The sequence below is a fragment of the Thermococcus thermotolerans genome, from assembly GCF_024707485.1.
GTDB classification, from domain to species: Archaea; Methanobacteriota_B; Thermococci; order Thermococcales; family Thermococcaceae; genus Thermococcus; species Thermococcus thermotolerans.
Map to the genome: position 1 here is coordinate 105,390 of NZ_CP102602.1, position 18,493 is coordinate 123,882.

Here is an 18,493-nt window from a genome sequence, read left to right on the forward strand (position 1 = left end):
CTTCGCCGAGGATATAGGCACATGTATCTCCGCCGCGATATAATCGAGCCCCGCGTTTATCAGGAGGTAATCTACGCCCGCTGTAAGGAGACCAGCTGCCTCGTGGTTCTCCCAACGGGGCTGGGAAAGACGTTGATAGCGATGCTCATAGCCGATTACAGGCTCTCGAAGTACGGTGGTAGAGTCCTCATGCTCACCCCGACGAAGCCCTTAGCGCTCCAGCACGCCGAGAGCTTCAGGCGGCTCTTTGACCTCTCTCCGGAGAAGATAAACGTCCTTACAGGCGAGCTCTCGCCCAAGCAGAGGGCAGAGCTGTGGGAGAGGAGTGTTATCGTTACTGCCACGCCCCAGACCGTTGAAAACGACATCCTCACCGGAAAAATCTCCTTAGAGGACGTTGTTCTGCTCGTTTTTGACGAGACCCACAGGGCGGTGGGGAACTACTCCTACGTCTTCATAGCCGGGGAGTACCTTAAAACCGCTAAACACCCGCTCGTGCTCGGCCTCACGGCCTCCCCTGGGAGCGACGAGGAGAGGATACGTGAGATTGTGAAGAACCTCGGGATAGAGCGCATCGAGATTAGGACGGAGAGCTCGCCCGACGTCAAACCCTACGTGCAAAGAATGAGCTTCGAGTGGGTGAAGGTCGAGCTCCCCGGCATCTACAAGGAGGTGCGGAAGCTCCTCCGGGAGATGCTCAAGGAGAGCCTCAAGCCCCTTGCCCAGTTCAGGCTCGTCTCGACCTACTCGCCGGACATCTCAAAGAGGGAAGTCCTACAGGCGGGCTCGAAGATAAACCAGGAGGTCGCGCGGGGCAACTACGAGCTCGGCCGGCTTAGAATGTACCAGGCCAAGGCGGTGAAGCTGCAGCACGCGATAGAACTGCTTGAGACTCAGGGGCTGACGGCTCTCCGTGCCTACCTCAAGAAGCTCAGGGAGGACAGGAGGACGAAATCCAGCAGGCAGCTCATGGAAGATCCGCGCATGAGGAAGGTGATATACCTCCTCGTCCAGGCGAAGGAGCTCGGCCTCGACCACCCGAAGATGGAGAGCATGTTGAGTCTGATTAAGGAACAGCTGAAGAAAAAGCCGAACTCAAAAATCATAGTCTTCACGAACTACCGCGACACCGGGAGGAAGATCGTCGAGGTTCTCCGCGGTGAGGGAGTAACAGCCGAGCGCTTCATCGGCCAGGCGAGCAGGAGCAACGACCGGGGGATGAGCCAGAGGGAGCAGAAAGAAGTCCTCGACAGGTTCTCGCGCGGTGAGTTCAACGTTTTGGTGGCCACGAGCGTTGGCGAGGAGGGCCTTGATGTTCCGGAGGTCGATCTCGTCGTCTTCTACGAGCCTGTGCCCTCGGCCATAAGGAGCATCCAGAGGCGCGGAAGAACCGGGAGGCACAGGCCGGGAAGGGTCGTTATACTGATGGCCAAAGGGACCCGCGACGAGGCCTACTACTGGAGCTCAAGGCGAAAGGAGAAGGGCATGTTCGAGGCTATAAAAAAGATAGCCCGTGAACTTGAAAAAGCTCATCCACACCGGGCTGAAATAAGGGGAAAGGTTCCGGAGCGTGTTGAGATGCCTTCGAAGGGGAAGATAACCCCGCTCGATGAGTTCCTGAAGCCGAAGGAAAAGTCAGAAAAGGCCACGGAAAAAGAGAAAAAAGCCGAGAAACCCACGCCTTCTAAGGAAGTCTACGAGAAGCTCCCGATAAAGCCGGTTTTTGTGAAAAAACCGAAGGGGATAGTCGTTTACGTTGACAACCGCGAGCTTAGAAGCGGCGTTCCAAAGCACCTGAAGGAGCTCGGGGCCGAGATAGAGGTCAGGACTCTCGATGTGGCCGACTACGTTGTGAGCGAGGAGGTCGGGATAGAGAGGAAGAGCGCCAACGACTTCATACAGTCCATCATAGACGGCAGGCTCTTCGACCAGGTGGAGCGCTTAAAGAGAGCCTACGAGAAGCCTGTGATAATCATAGAGGGCGAGCTTTACGGTATAAGGAACGTTCACCCCAACGCCATTAGGGGTGCCATAGCGGCGGTAACCCTCGACTGGGGTGTGCCGATACTGTTCTCCTCCGGAACTGAAGAGACTGCCCAGTTCATTTACCTCATGGCCAAGCGCGAGCAGGAGGAGAGAAAGAAGGAGGTTCGCCTGAGGAGCGAGAAGAAGGCGCTAACCCTCGCCGAGAGGCAGCGTTTGATAGTTGAGGGCCTCCCCTACGTCTCGTCCACACTCGCGAAGAGGCTCCTCCGGCACTTCGGAAACGTTGAACGGGTTTTCACTGCCACGGAGGAGGAGCTCCAGGAAGTCGAGGGAATAGGCAAAAAGAAGGCGAGGGAGATAAGAAAGGTGATCACCGCACCCTACGTCGAGGACGAGGACAAAGCTTAAGTCTGGATTTGGGGAAATTACACTGCCCCCGGGAAACCGCGGGGGATGAGCGCCTCGGCGAGCTGTGATTCCCCTTCGCTCCCCGGGGGCACACTTCCCGGTTACCTCGTGACGATGGCGTTCACCCCAGCCGCGGCCAGGGTTAGTAGCTCAAAGATTTTGTAGGCTTCCTCAAGGGTTCTGGCCTCGAACTCGACCGTCTTTCCGTCAAGGCGCTTCACGAAGGGCAGCAGTTCGGCCGTGTCAGCCATGTCGCTTCTAAGGAAGCGAACCTTAACGTGGACCGGCTCTTTAGTCACGAGCGGCTTTGCCTCTCCCATCTTCAGCCTCTCAACGGCTTCTATAACTCCCTCCCTCAGCATGGCCTTTATCCTGCGCATTCCGGGGCTCTTGGCGGCGTAACGCGAGGGGGACTCCTTGAAGGGGACGCCAACTGCCCAGGGGGTGAATGTTTTAACGTCGGTCTCTATGAGCCTCCTGTCTCCGCCCACCAAGATTACAGGAATCCCCCAGCTACCAAGGAGATAAGAATTCAGCAGGAACTCGCTCACTTCAACGCCGTTAATTTCCAGACTGTCTATTGACGCTCCACTGTAGGTGTGGTCAAAGGTCGCTCTATCGGTACCCGCCTTGGCGTGGTAGCCAAGGAAGAGAGCTGCGTCACTCCCCCTTGCAAAGGCCACCATGCTGAGCGGCCTTGGGAAGCCCCTCACCAGCTCGATGTAGTCCGGCGTGTCCTCTGGCAGTATATTTACCATCGGCCCGTGGCTGTCCGCTATGATGATCTCCTCAAAGCCCAGCTCGTGGTGCAGTGTTTCCGCGGTGACCTTTACTATCTCGGTCGCTATCTTCCTGGCCTCCGAGTAAAGCGCTCCCTTCACGAACAGGTGCTGCCTGCTGACTATGTATGGCAGGCCCTCAAGGTCGAGGGATATGAATGCACGCATCGGCATCACCACGATAAAAATCGAAGCGGTAAAAGATAAGTCTTGTGGTGGATGACATAACTGGTGGGAATATATGGCACGAAATTCGATAATTCCCACTTATGAAAAGGGTTATATAGGCTTTCTTTCATAAAATAGAGTGGTGATTGGTATGCAAATCGTTGAACTCGACATTAAATTGCCCTACGAAGGAAGGGGAAAGATTCTGAACCGTCTTTATGAAAAGGTTAGGGGCAAGATTCGGGACATACACTTCTTCCCGCCGACACTGGAGGGTATTAGCGAAATCAGGATGGAGATAGTCGAAGATGACGCTCCGAAGCTCCTCTCCGAACTCAAGAGAATAATCAAGAACGGAAAGATAACCTTCAGGGTTCTCTCCGAGGCTTAGCCCTTTATACCCTTATTGAGCTCCTCTAGCTTTTCTCTGGCCTTCTCAAGCGAGCCGGCCTTTTCTATAGCAGTTCCGGTGACGATTATATCCGCCCCGGCTTCGACCGCTTTTCCTGCCTGCTCCCCGGTTCTTATGCCACCCCCGACTATGAGGGGAACGTCTATGACGCGCTTAACGAGGGATATCATCTCGGGCGGAACGGGCTCCCTCGCCCCGCTTCCGGCCTCAAGATAAACGAGGCGCATTCCGAGATACTGGCCGGCTAGGGCGTAGGCCGCCGCAATCTTCGGCTTGTGCCTCGGGATTGGTTTGGCGTCACCGATCCAGCCTACCGTTTCTCCGGGTTCAACAATCAGATACGCCATTGGTATGGGCTCTATGCCGTAGCGCTTGACCGTGAACGCCCCCAGGGCCTGGGATCCGGTTATGAAGAAGGGGTTGGTTGAGTTCAGCAGGCTCATGAAGAATATGGCATCGGCGTGTTTACTTATCCCGCCGTGGGAACCGGGAAAGAGTATCGTTGGAAGACTTGAGCTCTCTTTTATGGCCTTTACAACGCCATCCAGAACGTCTCCTTCGGCTCCTGTGGAGCCGCCTACCATTATGGCGTCAACGCCGACTTCCTCGCTCATCCTTGCTATCTCTCCGGCCACTTCGGGGGTAACGTCGTCTGGGTCAATGAGAACAAAGTGGAGCTTTTCCCTTTTGAGCTTTTCATGGATGTACGACTCTACTCTCCCCAGTTCAAGCTTCATTTTTTCCACCGAATTCTATAGCTTCCCTCTCGCTTTTAATCCTTTTCCATTTCAGACGGAGATTTTCGAGTATCCCAACCAGAATCGCGTCCGGCTCTTCCTCGAATCTGTAGAGGTTCGTCTCTACTCTAACGTCGCTCGCACCGAAGCCTTTCACGGCCTCTCCGTGCCTGGAGACCTCAACAGAGAGCTTCTCCTCCAGTCTCTTCCCGCTGGGAATCATGTACGCCCTCAGGAGTTCTGCATCTCTCAGGAGGAAGTCTATGTGCCAGTGGAGCTTTTTGTCCTTCCTGAAGTGCCTGGCGACCCTCTTCTCAAGGGAGTTCATGGCGGATCCGACATAAACGTAGTACCCTTTCCTTAAAACGAATCTCCTGCCCTTTGTGGTTATCTCCCTCTCCTCTGGCAGGTGGATAACGAGGAAGTACGCACCCTTCATGGAAACGACTCTCACCCAGGGTTTATAAACTCCTGACCCAACTCTTATCGGTGTGATGTATGGACGAAAAGAAAAAGAGGCGCCCCATCGACGAGTTTGCCTGGCAGGAGTACGACAGGGACGAGTTTGAGGAGAAGTTTCCGGCTCTGGCAAGGGAGCTTGAGGAAGAGGGTGTTCCGATAGCAGGATACAGAACGAGTGAGAAAAAGGCAATCGCGGAAGAGGATGAGATGCAGGACTTCTCAGGTTACAATCCAACGGTCATAGACTTCCTCCGGAGATGCGAAACGGACGACGAGGCTCTTGAGATAATCAACTGGATGGAGGAGCATGGTGAGATAACCCACGAGATGGCCAAAGAGCTCCGTATAACCCTCGTCCAGAAGGGTGTAAGGGCTTTCGGTTCTAAAAAAGAGTGGGGATGGTACGAGAAGCACAGAAAAAGGGAATGAGTCAGATGTTCCCTATCCTCTGAAGAACCATTCCCTCTATCCTTATCGGCTCAGTTCTCCTTGCGAAGACTATTGCTTGGTCGAGCCTCGCTTCACTCTCGGCGCGTATCGTGAATAGGGGATCGCCCTCTTTGACCTTTTCTCCAACCTTGACGTAGAGCTCTATCCCGGCTCCCTTGTCTTCGGGGGCACCGGCGGCTCTGGCTATTCCTGTGATTGCCCTGTTGTCTATCCCTGTTATATAACCGCTGGTTGGTGCAGTGAATGTGTATGTCTTATCTCCAACGGGTATCTCTTCCGGCTTAATATCTGGGTTTCCTCCCTGTTCCTCTATGATTTCTTTCATCTTATCCCAGGCTTTTCCGCTCTCAAGTATCTCTCTCGCCATTTTCTTACCCATCCCTGCGGGAGCGACTCCTCCCATCTCAAGGAGAATGCCTGCAAGACCAGTAGCCTTCTCTATCAGGCTTCCGGGCCCTTTGCCAGTCATAAGTGCTGAGAGAGCCTCTCTGGCTTCTAGTGCCGGGCCAACGGTGTGGCCTATAGGCTGGCCGCCGTAGGTTATGGCTACTTCCACGTACTGGCCGAGTCTTCTGCCGAGCTCTATAAAGTCCCTGGAGAGTGCCCTGGCCTGGTCGACGGTCTCGACTTTGACGCCTTTGCCCGTCGGGATATCGATGAGCACGTACTGGCTTCCCATTGCGTATTTCTTGGACATTATGCTGGCAAGCATGAGGCCGGTCGGGTCGATGCTCAGTGCACGTTCGGCCTTGATTGTTATGTCGTCAGCTGGAGCGAGGTTCAGAGCTCCGCCCCAGACCATACAGGCGCCTATCTTTTCCACTATACGTTTTATCTCGTCGAGGGAGAAGCTGACCTCTGCAAAAACCTCGACAACATCCGCCGTTCCGGCGGCGCTGGTTATCGCCCTTGAGCTGGTCTTTGGTATCGTCAATCCTGCAGCTGCAACTATGGGCACGACGAGTATGTTGGTCTTATTTCCGGGAACGCCGCCGATGCTGTGGACATCCATTATCGGCTTCCTGTCTATGTCCAGCATGTCACCGGTTTCGGCCATCGCTATCGTCAAGGCGGCTATCTCGTCCATGTCCAGACCGTTGATTTCCAGCGACGTTACAAAGGAGCTTATCTCGATATCGCGGAGCTTTCTGTCCACAATGTCCTTGATTATAGCCTCTATCTCCACCTTCCTGAGTTTCTCTCCGTGCATCTTCTTTTTGATATAGCGGACGCTTTCTGGGGTACCGCTGGGCGTTACCAGGACAACTTCTCCTTCAGAGAAACTGTGGAGCTGGAGAATGTCCCTGCTGATTCCGATTTCGCCCTCCTTTACGAGATTGCTCACAACGACACTGCCATAAACTGTCTTTTTGCCTGCTTCAATCTTCACTAGGTCGTCCGGGTGCAACTTGGCCTTTTTGGCTTCCTTCTCGTTGATGAAAACGGAATACCTCCCGCTGTACATGTCAAGTATCCTGACCTTGGCCTTCATTTCCATCCCTCCTTTTACACACGAGTTCACCCTATTGGACAGAAGAGTACTTAAATGTTTTCGACTGGTTGGCTGTTAAAGCAGGCCCAGCTGTTCGTATCGCTTGGCAGAGAAATGTAAAAAGAATCAGCTACTGATGCCGTGTCCATACTCCGTGATGGTCAGCACGCCTGAGTGGAGTTCCCCGGTGCTCAGAAGGGCTCTCACAATATCGGGGACCACTTCCCTCACTGCCGGGGGGAGGAGGCCTTCTCCCTTAAGATAATATCCAACCACCTCACTGAGGGGGGCGCTTACGAGCCTGCCTTTAAAAACCCGGACAACTTTGTCGTCCACCTCGACTATCCTGTCTGGATAGCCGAGCCTGACCTTCATAGCGCCCCACCTCCAAGTTAAGATTAAATAAAGAGACCTTTTAAAATTTAACGCCCCAGAAATGTTTAATAACAAAAGGACTAGAAAACTAAAGGTTCATTACTTCCTCTTCTATTGACTCCTCAAGGGTCTTCTCCCACTCCTCGACATCAAAGTCAACTAGCTCGCTCTCAAGGTCCTCCTTGAGGCTGGTGACACGCCTCTTGAGGGCACTCTTGGTCTCTTCGTCGTAAACGACGTAGTAGGGGTTGCTCTTGGCTGAATAGTAGAGCATAAGGAGGACGATGTTGAGCACTATGAGAATGACCACTATTCCGTAAAGCAGTGCCTCGGCCATTACCTCTTCCCTCCAAACAGCGCTTTGAAGACCCTCTTAATCGGGCTCTCTGGTTCGGGCGCCTGCCACTTAATTCCTGCGAGCTTGGCCGCGAGCTGCTTGATAGCTATGGCCGCCGGACTCGTCGGGTTCTTTATGACGAGCGGTACACCGTAGGCACTTGCGCGCTTGACCTCGGGATCCTCGGGTATCATCGCGAGGACGGGGACCTCAAGTATTGCCTCTATCTCCTCCTGAGTCAGTTCGGTCTTCTCGTTGGTGACCCTGTTGAGTATGGCTCCAAGCGGGAGGGTTCCAAGCTTCTCTGCGATGAGCTTGGTCTTGAGACTGTCAGTTATGGCCGAAATCTCCGGGTTAGTAACTATTATCAACTCCTTGCCTATAAGAAGCGCCGTAACCGATGTCATCTCAAGACCGGCTGGGGCATCGATAAGGACAAAGTCTGCCATCTGTCCGATTTCCCTGATCAGCTGTCTGAGCTTCTCCGGCTTGGCCTTTTTAATCTTTTCAAGGCTTAATCCACCGGGTATTACTTTGACCCCCGCGGGGCCTTCATAGATTGCATCCTTAAGATCAGCCTCCCCTGCGAGGACATCATGGAGTGTTATTGGGATATCCTCCATACCGAGAACAAGGCTGAGATTTGCCATGGTTATATCGGCATCCAGCAGGATGACCTCCTTTCCGAACTGGGCCAGGGCGACACCCAGATTGGCAACAGTCGTTGTTTTACCAGTTCCTCCTTTTCCCGATGCAAAAACAATTGAGCGACCTTCCAAAGTTAACACCCCCGATATGAGCGGTGACCGCCCTTCTCTATAAAGCGTTTCAAACTTTCCGATTTTATACGGAGTGCAGTCTTTGTGTGTATGAAGTATGCAGGCAATGCTTTTATTTTTTGCGGTTCATCCAGGGATAGAAAGAAAAGATGGAAGAAACTTATACGTAGTTCATTCTTTTTTCGCCTTTTCTCGTGCTTCAGCTTCCAGTTTCTCTTGGACTTCCTGCTCAAGCTTTATCCTAGCCATCTCAGCTGTATCTGCAAGACTCCGGAAGAGCTTCAGCATCTCCATCGGTAGCGGGAGGATTATAACGTTGCTCCGGTCTCCGGCGACATCGCTTATCGTCTGGAGCGTCCTGAGCTGGAGGGCCATCGGGTGCTGGGACACTATCTCGGCGGCGTCGCGGAGCTTCTCGGCGGCCTGTCTCTCTGCCTCAGCCAGGGTTATCCTTGCACGCCTCTCACGCTCGGCCTCCGCCTGCCTTGCCATCGCCCTCTGCATTCCGCTCGGCAGCTCAACGTCCTTGATCTCGACCGTGCTGACCTTTATTCCCCACGGATCGGTTGCTTCATCTATAATCTTCTGGAGCTGTAGGTTGAGCTTTTCGCGCTCGCTGAGCAACTCATCGAGGTGTGCCTGACCGATGACGCTCCTGAGGGTGGTCTGTGCTATTTGGCTCGTGGCCATAATGTAGTTGGCCACCTGGGTCACCGCCTTTATTGGGTCTATCACCCTGAAATAAACAACCGCGTTGACCCTTACCGGAACGTTGTCTTTGGTTATGGTCTCCTGGACGGGAACGTCCAGAACCCTGGTACGGAGGTCAACTATCACGGCCTTTTCGAATATCGGGATTATGAAGAACAGACCGGGACCCCTTGCCCCGACTATCCTTCCTAGGCGGAATATCACCGCCCTCTCGTACTCCTTGACTATCTTTATGGCCGTCGCCAGTATAATCAAAACAAACAACAAAACGATTCCCAAAACCACTGTACCTGTCGTCACAACCATCTTCATACCTCCTTACGTTTTCCAGAGGGTTCGACTATGAGGGTGAGCCCCCTCACCTCAACAACCCGGACCTCCTCCCCGACGGGTACCCGGCTCCCGTTTCTGCTCACAGCCTTCCACAGCTCCCCGCGCACCTTTATGACGCCCTCCGGATCAAGCTCCTCGACGACTTTGCCGACCGTGCCAACGAGCTCTTCCCTTCCGGATTTGGGCTTTTTCTTCTGGGCCCTGACCACGGCGGCCATTCCAAACAGGAAGAACAGGCCGAGGAGAACCGCCGTGGCGATTATTGCGATCCTCAGGAGGGTGTAGGTCTCCCCAGTCACCAGGTATTCACCTCCCGCTCCGCTGAAGAGCATTATGCCTCCGATGATGAAGGTCGTCACTCCTGCCACGGTGAACAGGCCGAAGGTCGGCGTCAGCGCCTCGGCTATGAAGAATATCATTGCAAGGACTATAAGAACGAGTCCTGCACTCTTGTATCCAAAGTATCCCAGCCCGATGAGGCCAAGGACTAGCATTATGGCGCCTACTGTCTCAGGGACATGCCAGCCGGGCGTGAGGAAGCCAAATATCAGGCCAATGAATCCAAGGTTCAGGAGGAGATACGCTATCGTCGGGTCTGTTATGTACTTAACGACCGTGTCCTTGAAGGATGGCTCAATGTACACGACCTTTGCGTCCTTCAGGTGCAGGGTTACTTTCCCTTTCCCCCCAACTGGAATTTTAGTTTCCATTCCATCGGCCTTCTGGATGAGTTCGTCAACGTTGGTTGCGATGACCTCGATAACGCCGTATTTCAGGGCTTCCTCAGGGGTCACGCTTCTGTCCTGTGTTATGAACTCCTCCGCCAGCGTCTCGTTTCTGCCGCTCATCCTGGCCAGCTCGCGAAGATACGCTATGTAGAAGTTCGTGATCTTTGGCGGTGCCTCGACGATGCTCCCGTTCTGGCCGTAGCCGAGTATCGGCCTGCAGGCACCGATCACCGTGCCGGGACTCATCGCTATCAGATGGGAGCTCAGTGCTATGTAAGTGCCTGCTGATGCGGCCATTCCCCCGGATGGGTAAACGTAGATTATAACCGGAACCCTTGCGTTCTGGATCCTCGTAACGATGGCCTGCATTGCGTCGCCCCTGCCGCCGGGGGTGTTGAGCTCGATTATTATCGCCTCCGCGTCCTTCCTCTCCGCTTCGCTGATGTATCTGTCGAACTGGTCAACGGTGTATCCGGTTATCATGCCGTCTACCTTTGCGACGTAGACCACCTTTTCCTGGCCGTGGACTTCCGGCTGGAAAAGCAGGACGAAAAGAAGAACAACTGCAACCAGCGCAACCCTGGACTTCATGACTACCGCCTATACTAAATACCACCAAGGGGTTTAAATCTTTTGCCTGTCCTCCAAAAGTGATTTATACATCTGGAGCCAATTTTCTAACATGAGCCTGAAGGCCCGGGTAAAGCTCTACCGCGTTTCAAAGGGAAGGGATAAGGTCGAGCGGGCATGGGAGCTCGTGAGGGAGGCGGCCAAATATTCCAACCGTGAGCCCTACTGGGAGTTCCTCAAAAAGAACTTTGACGTCCGCCCTGAGGATATAAAGGACGCCCTCCGCTACCTCGAAGAACATGGAGAGGTTCAAATCAAACGCTCCATTGACGGTAAGAGGCTCTACGTTTCGACCCTAAAGGATATAAGGGAGAACCCCGTTAGGCTCGACCGATGGCTGGGATTGACCTGAGGAAGACCACGAACGAGATGGTACGCAACGGAACGTGGAAGTTCGAGAACGGCATCTTCTATCAGGCGTTCCGAGACGGCATAGCCGGCTACGATGGAGAGGACTTCATTCTTCCCGATTCGTGGAGCAGGCGGGAAAGAAAGTCCGCGAAGGAAAAGCTGTCCTTTGTCCTCGGCCTCGATACGGACTTGGATTCCTTCTACGCCGAGATAAGAGATTCGCCCTTCGCTTTCCTGATAGACGAGTTCTACGGCTTAACAGTCCCTGCCGCTCCGAGCCCGTACCAGGCGTTGGTTGAGACGATAGCGCAGCAGCAGGTAAGCTTTGAGTTCGCTCAGAGGACCATCGCGAACCTCGTGGAGCTCGCGGGCAGGCAGGTGGGGGATTTACACGCATTCCCATCTCCCGAGAGGATAGCGTCCCTGAGCGAGGAGGAGCTGAAAAGGACCAAGCTCGGCTATCGCGCCGCTTACATAAAGTCACTGACGGAGCTTTACCTTGCCGGAAAGCTCGACCTTGAACTCTGGGAGTGGAGCATTGATGAGGCCGTTAAGTATCTCACAAAGTTCAGGGGAATAGGAAAGTGGAGCGCCGAGCTCTTCCTTGCGTATGGCCTCAGAAAGAACGTCTATCCGGCCGGAGACCTCGGGCTGAGGCGAGGGATAGCGAAGATTTTTGGGAAGCGCGTTAAGGAAGTAAAAGAAAAGGACGTTCGCGGGATAATCGAACCCTACGGTAGATGGAAGGGGCTTCTGGCGTTCTATATCCTCTGCTACGACAGAAAGACCGAGATGGAGAGGAAGAAGAAATGAGCGAAATCAGGATTATCCTGCCCAAGGAAAGGTTCAAAGCCCTTCGGGGCAAAGATATCACCTCCTTCCTCCGCGAGAGCCTCCCCAGAGTTGAAGAGACCCTCCAGGCAGAGCGTGAGGATCTCCTGAGGGAGAAGGTCTCCAAGCTGGAGGAGAAGCTCCGCGAGATGGAGGGTGAGATTGAAGAGCTTAAAGAGTTCTACGAGAAGGCTTTGAGGGATAAGGGGTTCATGATGGCCGAGCGCGACAGGCTCAGGGTGGAAAACGCTGAACTGAGGAAGAAGGTCGAGGAGAAAAGGAGAGAGCTTGAGAAAGTTCACGGATCGTGAACAAATCGTTCATGAAGTGTGAACGAAAAGTTCATAAATCATGAACGAGAGCTGGTAACATGCATGAGCTGATATCAACTCCCGAGAGAATCAGGATTCTCAGGTACGCACTTGAGCGCCATAGGGTGGGTGTTGAAGAAACCGCTAGGGCAACGGGTCTGAGCAAAGGACTCGTTTCCAAAACTCTCCGTCTCCTCGTGAATTACGGCATAGCCGAGAAGTCCGGCAGAGGTTTCAGGATACTAAACGTTCCCAGAACCCGCGAGCTTAAAAGGTTCATCAACTTCATAACCCTATCCAAAAAGCTGGAACCCCTGAAAGATGGGTGGGTTATGGCCCTTGGGATATACGGGAGCTTTGCGACCGGAGAAAACACTCCCGAAAGTGACCTTGATGTCTGGGTCTTCGTTGAAAGGCCGAGCATAGCCAGATCGGCTTCCCTAAAGAGGGGGATAGAAAAAGCAACCGGCAGGGAGGTCAACCTCCTTGTCCTCACACCGGAGAGAGTCAAAAAACTTAGAGCCAGCGATCCGGTCTTCTATTACTCGCTCGCATACGGCTCGATGGTGATATGGGGGGAGGGACTTGAACGGATTCGAGGGATGTATCGACCGAAACCTGCTAAGAAGGGTTCCCCCATCCGAGGAAAAAGGATGGCTGAGCATTAAACGCGCTGAAGAGTGGCTTGAAGAGGCGAGGAGGAACCTCGCCTATGGTTCATACCGGACGTCCCTTATGGCGTCATACATGGCCATGTTCCACGCCGCTAGGGCGGTTCTCTTTCGCGACGGCTGGCGTGAGAAGAGCCACTACTGCATAGCCCGCTACTTAGAGGAATTCTACGTTAAAAGCGGAAAGCTGGAAGAACGTTGGGTTGAACTCTTGGACAGGATGAGAGAGTTGGGGCACGAGGACCAGTATGACATAGTCTATGAGCCTGATGCAGAAGAGGTTGAAGAGGCAATCAACATCGCGAAAGACTTTCTGTCGCTCATGAAAAAACTCTTGGAGGAAGAGGCATGAAACTCATCATCAAACCGAATAAGGGCTTCGGAAAAATTGAGGTGGAGATAAGCGAAGAGCTGTGGGAGGAGATAGAGCGCCTCAGCGAGAGGTACGGAGTTCCCGTTGAGAAGGTAATCGAGATTGCCCTGACCGGCGAGTTCCGTGAGCTGAAGGGAAACCTTGAGGAGCTTGAGAAGAAGGCAAGGGAGCTTGAGGAAAGGACGTGGGAGCTTGAGAAGGAGTATGCCCCGCTCCGCTTCAAGGCCTATGGCCTTAGCGAGGACAACAAAATCCTGGCGATAGAGCTGTCAGGTTTAATAGCAGAAAATAACCAGCTTAAGAGGTTTCTCCGCATGAAGCCCGAGCGCAACGTCGAGCTGAGAAAGCTTATATCCTACTACCTTCAAGGTTGAACCGCGGATGATGACAGCGAATTGCACCGAACTTCGTGATGACGAGGACTGGCCCTGACGCCGTCCCGGACGGGCCGTGACGATTCCAAGACGGGCTGAACCGCTCTGCGGTTGTGACGTACCCTATGAGCGCCGAGCCCGTCCGGGGCGTGAATACTCGGGCATTTTGTGGCTTCTTTTCTACGGCTAACCAGCCAAAAGTTTTTTATACTGCAAGTTGTTTACGTATGTTGGTGGTGTGAATGAGACGTAAGAAAATTGTTGTATTGGGCCTCAGTTTGCTGGTAATATTGCCGGTCTTTTGGGCCGTTTTCAGCACGCCGGTTGAGGCGAGCGACTATGAGGAGGTCAAGGTTGCATACTACCGAACCCTGCCGTTCAAGGAGCCTGAAGCTAAGGTCCTCATTTCGAGCAAAGGCGTGAACACGGTTACCGTCCTGGGCATGCTCCCAAACGGCACGCCGGTTGACCTCGGCACCTACGCAGGCAGGGGTTCGATTACGCTGGACTACAAGCGGATTGAGAGATACCTTCAAACCTGGGAGGAACACCTCAAAAAAACCGGAACAGACCCGTCCCTTGTGAATCCTGGAGTGGTTCTCCTCGGCACGAACCATGGGAAGGGTAAGCTTGGATATTTTGTAAAAGGTGTACCTCTAAATCTTAAGGAAGTTCTAAAGCGGAGAAGCTTCAGGGTTTCGATTGCCAATGACTTCCGCCCTCTGTTATCTTCCACGGAACTTGAGCGGCTAAAACCTCTTGAAGCGAGTACAATGGCGGAAAAAGGGGCTGGAATTGATTCTTTCCCGCCGGGTTCTTTCCCGGAGGAGTGCTATTCCGGGCCCTACGGGACTTCGGTGTGCTTTGACTGGGTGCTTGAGAAGGTTTATGACACGGAGGACAACACGGCAATACCCCTCGCCGCTGCCTTCTTAAACGGCGACGTGGGCGAGATTGATGATGTATATCTAAGGGAGCAGTTCCAGTCGTCCAGGGTTTTAGGCGTGGAGATAGGTTTCTCGGCAGTTGCGGCGGTTGACCGGAGCGGTACGGGGGCAAACTACGAGGCCCAGATAGCTGGGATGGTGTACACCCTCAAAGGAACACGCCTGTGGCTTAATAAAGTGGTGAGAATTAGGGGAGAGGACATAAGAAGGCCGACTGTAGTCGGAATCGGAATAAAGGGAGACATAGCCCTTGCCAAATATCGCTTGTATGGGCCTTATGGGCCGTTAAAGGTCACTATGTATGTCGTAATGGCTCAACCGGAGATAAGGAACGGAAAGCTAATTCCCGCGTGGAGTAAGGAGGGAGGAGCACCTTCCCGCTACGGCGGGACCTTTAGAAGAGCCATGTACTACATAGAACGCTACTGGAAGCCGAGCTTTACTGTGAAATCAAAGGACTTCATTGACGTTAACAACTTTGACGTTTCACAGAGCGTCTCCACACTACCGCTCTTCAGCGTTGCCGCGCCTGTGCTTCCAAAGCTGGACGGTCCTCTGGGGGCCGATGTTTATCCTATACTGCTGTCAGCTGGTGTTGGGGTGACCAAATACCGCTCAGAGTATGCCCTCGTAGGGATTACAGTGGGGCTCGAACATAGATACAGAGAAGTCTCTGGTACTTTCTACAAGAGTCCTGTCCGCTTTGAGTACAGCGGAAACGAGTACTGGCTCAGCTCGATGTATGCGGACGTTACAGTGCTTCCTTTGTCTAACCCAGGGTGCGACCCTCGAAGGAGGGTTTGTCCGAAAGATGAAGAAACTCCAGAAAGCTGACTTTCACTTGTTTCCTTTAAATTTCAGAGGCTGGACAAACCGCAACTTCTGGTAAAAATTTATAAAGCCAATGGACGTTTTCTTGCTCTGATGTATGGAGGTGTACTCAATGAGAAAGATGGGTGCAATAGTGATACTGTTTGTTCTTCTTGCAATTTTTCCTATCGTTGGTGTGGGGGAGGTTAGTGGAGCCCAGACCGACCTGAGCGGTTATACAATCTGCGTTGACGCAGGCCATGGTGGAACGGACCCCGGAGCGGTCGCCAACGGCGTTCAGGAGAAGGACATCAACCTGGCGATAGCCCTTAAAGTGGCAAAACTCCTTGGAGAGGATGGCGCGCGGGTTGTCCTCACCAGGGACGGTGACTACTACGTTTCCCTCTCCAGCAGGGTAAGCATAGCCAACTCTGCCGGCTGTGATATCTTCATAAGCATACACGCCAACTCCGGGCCCACCTCAGCGAGCGGCTTTGAGGTCTACCACTACTACGGCTCAACCTACGGCAACCTGCTCGCGACCTACGTTGACCAGGAGATAGCCAAGGTAATCCCGCTCAACAACAGGGGCGTTAAGGAGGCGGGCTTTTACGTAATCAAATACACGAGAATGCCGGCCATACTTATCGAGACCGGCTTTGTTACCAACACCTACGACGTTAGCATAATAACCAACGAGAACTACCAGTGGCGCTATGCCTACGCCATCCTTCACGGCGTCCAGAGGTATTTTGGAGTTCCCGTCCACGACCCGGTTCCGACGGTTACGGGAATAAGGTTTGCCCAGCATAGTGGTTACTTCCGCATCGTCCTTGACGTGAGCAAGGCAGTTACCTACCACACCTACTACACCTCCTACTCGAACGGTTACTACTTCATAATTCAGCTCGACGGGGCGAGACTCTCAGACCTCGGCTGGAGCACCTACAACAGCTGGCAGTACATCTATACGGGCTCATCGAGCGTCCCCTACATCTACGCCACCGAGAGCAACGGCAGCGTCTTTGTAGTTCTTGTGCTCAACACGCCGTACCTACCGTACAACTCCTTCACCCTCAGCAACCCCGACAGAATAGTGGTGGACGTCTACGGCTGACGTTTTCTCCGCCCTTTCCGCCTTTTCTTCCTCGGTATCAGTCTCACCGGGCTTCCGCAGTCCGGGCAGATACCCTCCGGAGGCATCTCGCTAAAGCGCTTCCCGCAGCCTATGCAGACGTAGTTCCAGCGGATGACTCGCTTTATCCCGCGCTTGAGGGTTTTGAACTCGATTCCTAAGGTCTTCGCTATGTTCTGCAGATTGTAGTCGTCGGTGAATAAAACCCCCTTCAGCTCGTAGGCCAAAGCAAGAACCTCAAGGTCTGCCCCGCTGAGTTCGTTTAACTCGCCTGTCTTTCTTGCCGCTTCCATCACGGCTTTAATACTCTCCCTCGATGGCTGGAGAACCCTAACCTTTCCCGCGCTTATCAATCCCTCCAGAAAAAGCCTCGACTCAGGGTCTTTCACCTCATCGACGACCTTCGGCGTCGTAACACCCTCGACATCGAACCCCTGAATGAAGACCGCCGCATCGATGACCTGAACCTTCATGGTCTAAACTCGGAGAAACCCTTTTTTAGATTTCCGTCGAAATGAAGCCGGTGGTGCGGATGAAGGTCGACCTGAACTCGGACCTCGGCGAGAGCTTCGGCCGCTACAAACTCGGCCTCGACGAGGAGGTCATGAACTACATCACGAGCGTCAACGTAGCTACCGGCTGGCACGCCGGCGACCCCCTGGTCATGAGGAAAACGGTCAGGCTCGCGAGGGAGAAAGGTGTTGCCGTTGGTGCCCATCCCGGCTACCCAGACCTCCTCAGCTTCGGCAGGAGGTACATGAAGCTCTCGCCTGAGGAGGCGAGGAACTACATTCTCTACCAGATTGGCGCCCTCTATGCCTTCACAAGCGCGGAAGGAATCGAGCTCCAGCACGTCAAGCCCCACGGGGCGCTCTACAACGCCCTCGTGAATGAGGAAGAACTCGCGAGAGCTGTGATAGAGGGAATAGCGGATTTCGACAAGAAGCTGATCTTCGTTACTCTCTCCGGCTCAAGACCTGCAGAGATGGCGGAGGAGATGGGGATTAAAGTTGCCCACGAGGTCTTTGCTGATAGGGCCTACAACCCGGACGGAACACTCGTCCCGCGCTCGAAACCCGGGGCGGTAATCCACGACAAAGAGGAGATAGCCGAGCGTGTGGTCTCGATGGTCAAGGATGGTGGAGTCAGGGCGATAAACGGCGAGTGGATCGAGCTTAGGGTTGATACCATCTGCGTCCACGGCGACAATCCTAAAGCGGTCGAAATTGCGGCTCACATAAGGAAAGTCCTTGAGGAAGAGGGCGTTAAGGTGGCTCCTATGAGAGAGGTGGTGCGTTAGGTTTATACACATGAAAATTGAAAGGATGCTTGGTGGGGGTGATGGAGATTATTGAAGCAATTTATGAGAACGGCGTATTCAAGCCAGCTGAAAAACCCAACATTCCCGAAAAAAGACGCGTGAAGCTCATTGTGATTGATGAATTCATAAGGGACCTTGAAAATGCCTTCGGAATCTTTGAGGAGGGCATTGACGTCAGAAAACTGCGTGAGGAGTGGGACAGGAATGTATCTGGTGGATACTGACGTCATAATAGATGTACTGAGGGGGGTTGAGGAGGCAAAACGTTACCTGCTAAAATTGGCTGAAGAGGGCCTTGCAGTTTCAACAGTAACCGTAGCGGAGCTGTTTTCGGGAAAAGAAACGCGGGATCCAGTGAAGCGTGAAAGGATACTCAGACTTCTAAGGCATTTTGAGATGATACCTGTTGATAGGGATATAGCCATCCTTGCCGGGGAAATCCGGAGAGATTATGGACTCCACCTTGGCGATGCTGTAATATCTGCAACTGCAATAATTCACGGCCTAACTATAGTTACCGGTAACCTCAAGCACTTCTCACAGGTTGAAGGACTTCCCCTTCTGAAGCCTCCCTATCGGTGA

General features: G+C 53.4%; 24 protein-coding genes. 14 read left to right on the forward strand and 10 right to left on the reverse strand.

The genetic code is table 11. The annotated features are described in order from the left end of the window. The first annotated feature begins 21 nt into the window (after nt 1-21). Entirely contained in the window at nt 22-2,394 is a 2,373-nt protein-coding gene (locus NUS69_RS00680) for a DEAD/DEAH box helicase (protein WP_258083978.1), read from the forward strand. A 101-nt stretch (nt 2,395-2,495) separates the two neighbouring features. Here the strand turns inward: NUS69_RS00680 and NUS69_RS00685 are convergent, their stop codons facing one another. Further along, nucleotides 2,496-3,341, reverse strand: coding sequence for a M55 family metallopeptidase (locus NUS69_RS00685; protein WP_258084854.1), 846 nt, complete (start codon nt 3,339-3,341; stop codon nt 2,496-2,498). A 151-nt stretch (nt 3,342-3,492) separates the two neighbouring features. Here NUS69_RS00685 and NUS69_RS00690 point away from each other — a divergent pair, with 151 nt between their 5' ends. After that, nucleotides 3,493-3,732, forward strand: a complete 240-nt coding sequence (locus NUS69_RS00690; RefSeq protein ID WP_258084855.1) for a hypothetical protein — start codon at nt 3,493-3,495, stop codon at nt 3,730-3,732. Here NUS69_RS00690 and NUS69_RS00695 read toward each other — a convergent pair. Further along, complete coding sequence (locus NUS69_RS00695) at nt 3,729-4,490, reverse strand: phosphoglycerol geranylgeranyltransferase (RefSeq protein WP_258084856.1); 762 nt, start codon at nt 4,488-4,490, stop codon at nt 3,729-3,731. The two genes, NUS69_RS00690 and NUS69_RS00695, sit on opposite strands and share 4 nt — an antisense overlap. Continuing rightward, nucleotides 4,480-4,929, reverse strand: coding sequence for a GIY-YIG nuclease family protein (locus NUS69_RS00700; RefSeq protein WP_258083979.1), 450 nt, complete (start codon nt 4,927-4,929; stop codon nt 4,480-4,482). Before NUS69_RS00700 ends, NUS69_RS00695 begins: the two co-directional genes overlap by 11 nt. A gap of 59 nt (nt 4,930-4,988) precedes the next feature. Here NUS69_RS00700 and NUS69_RS00705 point away from each other — a divergent pair, with 59 nt between their 5' ends. Next, the gene (locus tag NUS69_RS00705; protein WP_258083980.1) at nt 4,989-5,381 is read left to right on the forward strand and encodes a DUF2095 domain-containing protein; all 393 of its coding nucleotides are present in this window, start codon (nt 4,989-4,991) and stop codon (nt 5,379-5,381) included. A 1-nt stretch (nt 5,382) separates the two neighbouring features. Here the strand turns inward: NUS69_RS00705 and NUS69_RS00710 are convergent, their stop codons facing one another. The 6 genes from NUS69_RS00710 to NUS69_RS00735 all read right to left on the reverse strand — a co-directional run bounded on the left by NUS69_RS00710 (nt 5,383) and on the right by NUS69_RS00735 (nt 10,748). Continuing rightward, nucleotides 5,383-6,894, reverse strand: coding sequence for an AMP phosphorylase (locus NUS69_RS00710; RefSeq protein ID WP_258084857.1), 1,512 nt, complete (start codon nt 6,892-6,894; stop codon nt 5,383-5,385). Between the two features lie 126 nt (nt 6,895-7,020). After that, complete coding sequence (locus tag NUS69_RS00715; RefSeq protein ID WP_258083981.1) at nt 7,021-7,269, reverse strand: hypothetical protein; 249 nt, start codon at nt 7,267-7,269, stop codon at nt 7,021-7,023. A gap of 88 nt (nt 7,270-7,357) precedes the next feature. Continuing rightward, the gene (locus tag NUS69_RS00720; RefSeq protein ID WP_055429704.1) at nt 7,358-7,606 is read right to left on the reverse strand and encodes a hypothetical protein; all 249 of its coding nucleotides are present in this window, start codon (nt 7,604-7,606) and stop codon (nt 7,358-7,360) included. Next, entirely contained in the window at nt 7,606-8,385 is a 780-nt protein-coding gene (minD, locus tag NUS69_RS00725) for a cell division ATPase MinD (protein ID WP_055429703.1), read from the reverse strand. Before minD ends, NUS69_RS00720 begins: the two co-directional genes overlap by 1 nt. A gap of 171 nt (nt 8,386-8,556) precedes the next feature. Beyond that, a complete protein-coding gene (locus NUS69_RS00730) occupies nt 8,557-9,402 on the reverse strand; it encodes a slipin family protein (protein WP_258083982.1) in 846 nt (281 codons plus the stop codon). 2 nt (nt 9,403-9,404) lie between these two features. Continuing rightward, nucleotides 9,405-10,748, reverse strand: coding sequence for an NfeD family protein (locus tag NUS69_RS00735; protein WP_258083983.1), 1,344 nt, complete (start codon nt 10,746-10,748; stop codon nt 9,405-9,407). Nucleotides 10,749-10,839: 91 nt separating this feature from the next. On the opposite strand from NUS69_RS00735, the gene NUS69_RS00740 reads away from it, so the two are divergent. The 8 genes from NUS69_RS00740 to NUS69_RS00775 all read left to right on the forward strand — a co-directional run bounded on the left by NUS69_RS00740 (nt 10,840) and on the right by NUS69_RS00775 (nt 16,572). Beyond that, nucleotides 10,840-11,139: a hypothetical protein gene (locus NUS69_RS00740; protein ID WP_258083984.1), complete on the forward strand. Its 300-nt coding sequence runs from the start codon at nt 10,840-10,842 to the stop codon at nt 11,137-11,139. Beyond that, the gene (locus NUS69_RS00745) at nt 11,121-11,951 is read left to right on the forward strand and encodes a DNA-3-methyladenine glycosylase family protein (protein ID WP_258083985.1); all 831 of its coding nucleotides are present in this window, start codon (nt 11,121-11,123) and stop codon (nt 11,949-11,951) included. Before NUS69_RS00740 ends, NUS69_RS00745 begins: the two co-directional genes overlap by 19 nt. Then, nucleotides 11,948-12,280: a hypothetical protein gene (locus tag NUS69_RS00750; protein ID WP_258083986.1), complete on the forward strand. Its 333-nt coding sequence runs from the start codon at nt 11,948-11,950 to the stop codon at nt 12,278-12,280. The genes NUS69_RS00745 and NUS69_RS00750 overlap by 4 nt, the downstream gene beginning before the upstream one ends. Before the next feature lie 59 nt (nt 12,281-12,339). Further along, entirely contained in the window at nt 12,340-12,948 is a 609-nt protein-coding gene (locus NUS69_RS00755; RefSeq protein WP_258083987.1) for a nucleotidyltransferase domain-containing protein, read from the forward strand. Further along, nucleotides 12,866-13,303 (forward strand): HEPN domain-containing protein, encoded by a 438-nt coding sequence (locus tag NUS69_RS00760; protein ID WP_258083988.1) that lies wholly within the window; start codon nt 12,866-12,868, stop codon nt 13,301-13,303. Before NUS69_RS00755 ends, NUS69_RS00760 begins: the two co-directional genes overlap by 83 nt. Beyond that, nucleotides 13,300-13,698: a hypothetical protein gene (locus NUS69_RS00765; protein WP_258083989.1), complete on the forward strand. Its 399-nt coding sequence runs from the start codon at nt 13,300-13,302 to the stop codon at nt 13,696-13,698. The genes NUS69_RS00760 and NUS69_RS00765 overlap by 4 nt, the downstream gene beginning before the upstream one ends. 242 nt (nt 13,699-13,940) lie before the next feature. Beyond that, nucleotides 13,941-15,479, forward strand: coding sequence for a protein cytosolic protein (locus NUS69_RS00770; protein ID WP_258083990.1), 1,539 nt, complete (start codon nt 13,941-13,943; stop codon nt 15,477-15,479). Nucleotides 15,480-15,588: 109 nt separating this feature from the next. Then, entirely contained in the window at nt 15,589-16,572 is a 984-nt protein-coding gene (locus tag NUS69_RS00775) for an N-acetylmuramoyl-L-alanine amidase (protein ID WP_258083991.1), read from the forward strand. On the opposite strand, the gene NUS69_RS00780 is transcribed toward NUS69_RS00775, so the two are convergent. Further along, nucleotides 16,563-17,063: a type II toxin-antitoxin system VapC family toxin gene (locus NUS69_RS00780; protein WP_258083992.1), complete on the reverse strand. Its 501-nt coding sequence runs from the start codon at nt 17,061-17,063 to the stop codon at nt 16,563-16,565. The genes NUS69_RS00775 and NUS69_RS00780 overlap by 10 nt on opposite strands. 59 nt (nt 17,064-17,122) lie before the next feature. Between NUS69_RS00780 and NUS69_RS00785 the strand changes: the two genes are divergently transcribed. Genes NUS69_RS00785 through NUS69_RS00795 form a run of 3 tightly spaced genes read left to right on the forward strand, consistent with a single transcriptional unit; the run spans nt 17,123 to nt 18,493 of the window. Continuing rightward, a complete protein-coding gene (locus NUS69_RS00785; RefSeq protein ID WP_258084858.1) occupies nt 17,123-17,890 on the forward strand; it encodes a LamB/YcsF family protein in 768 nt (255 codons plus the stop codon). Nucleotides 17,891-17,931: 41 nt separating this feature from the next. Then, nucleotides 17,932-18,135, forward strand: coding sequence for an antitoxin family protein (locus tag NUS69_RS00790; RefSeq protein ID WP_258083993.1), 204 nt, complete (start codon nt 17,932-17,934; stop codon nt 18,133-18,135). Next, nucleotides 18,116-18,493 (forward strand): type II toxin-antitoxin system VapC family toxin, encoded by a 378-nt coding sequence (locus tag NUS69_RS00795; RefSeq protein ID WP_258083994.1) that lies wholly within the window; start codon nt 18,116-18,118, stop codon nt 18,491-18,493. Before NUS69_RS00790 ends, NUS69_RS00795 begins: the two co-directional genes overlap by 20 nt.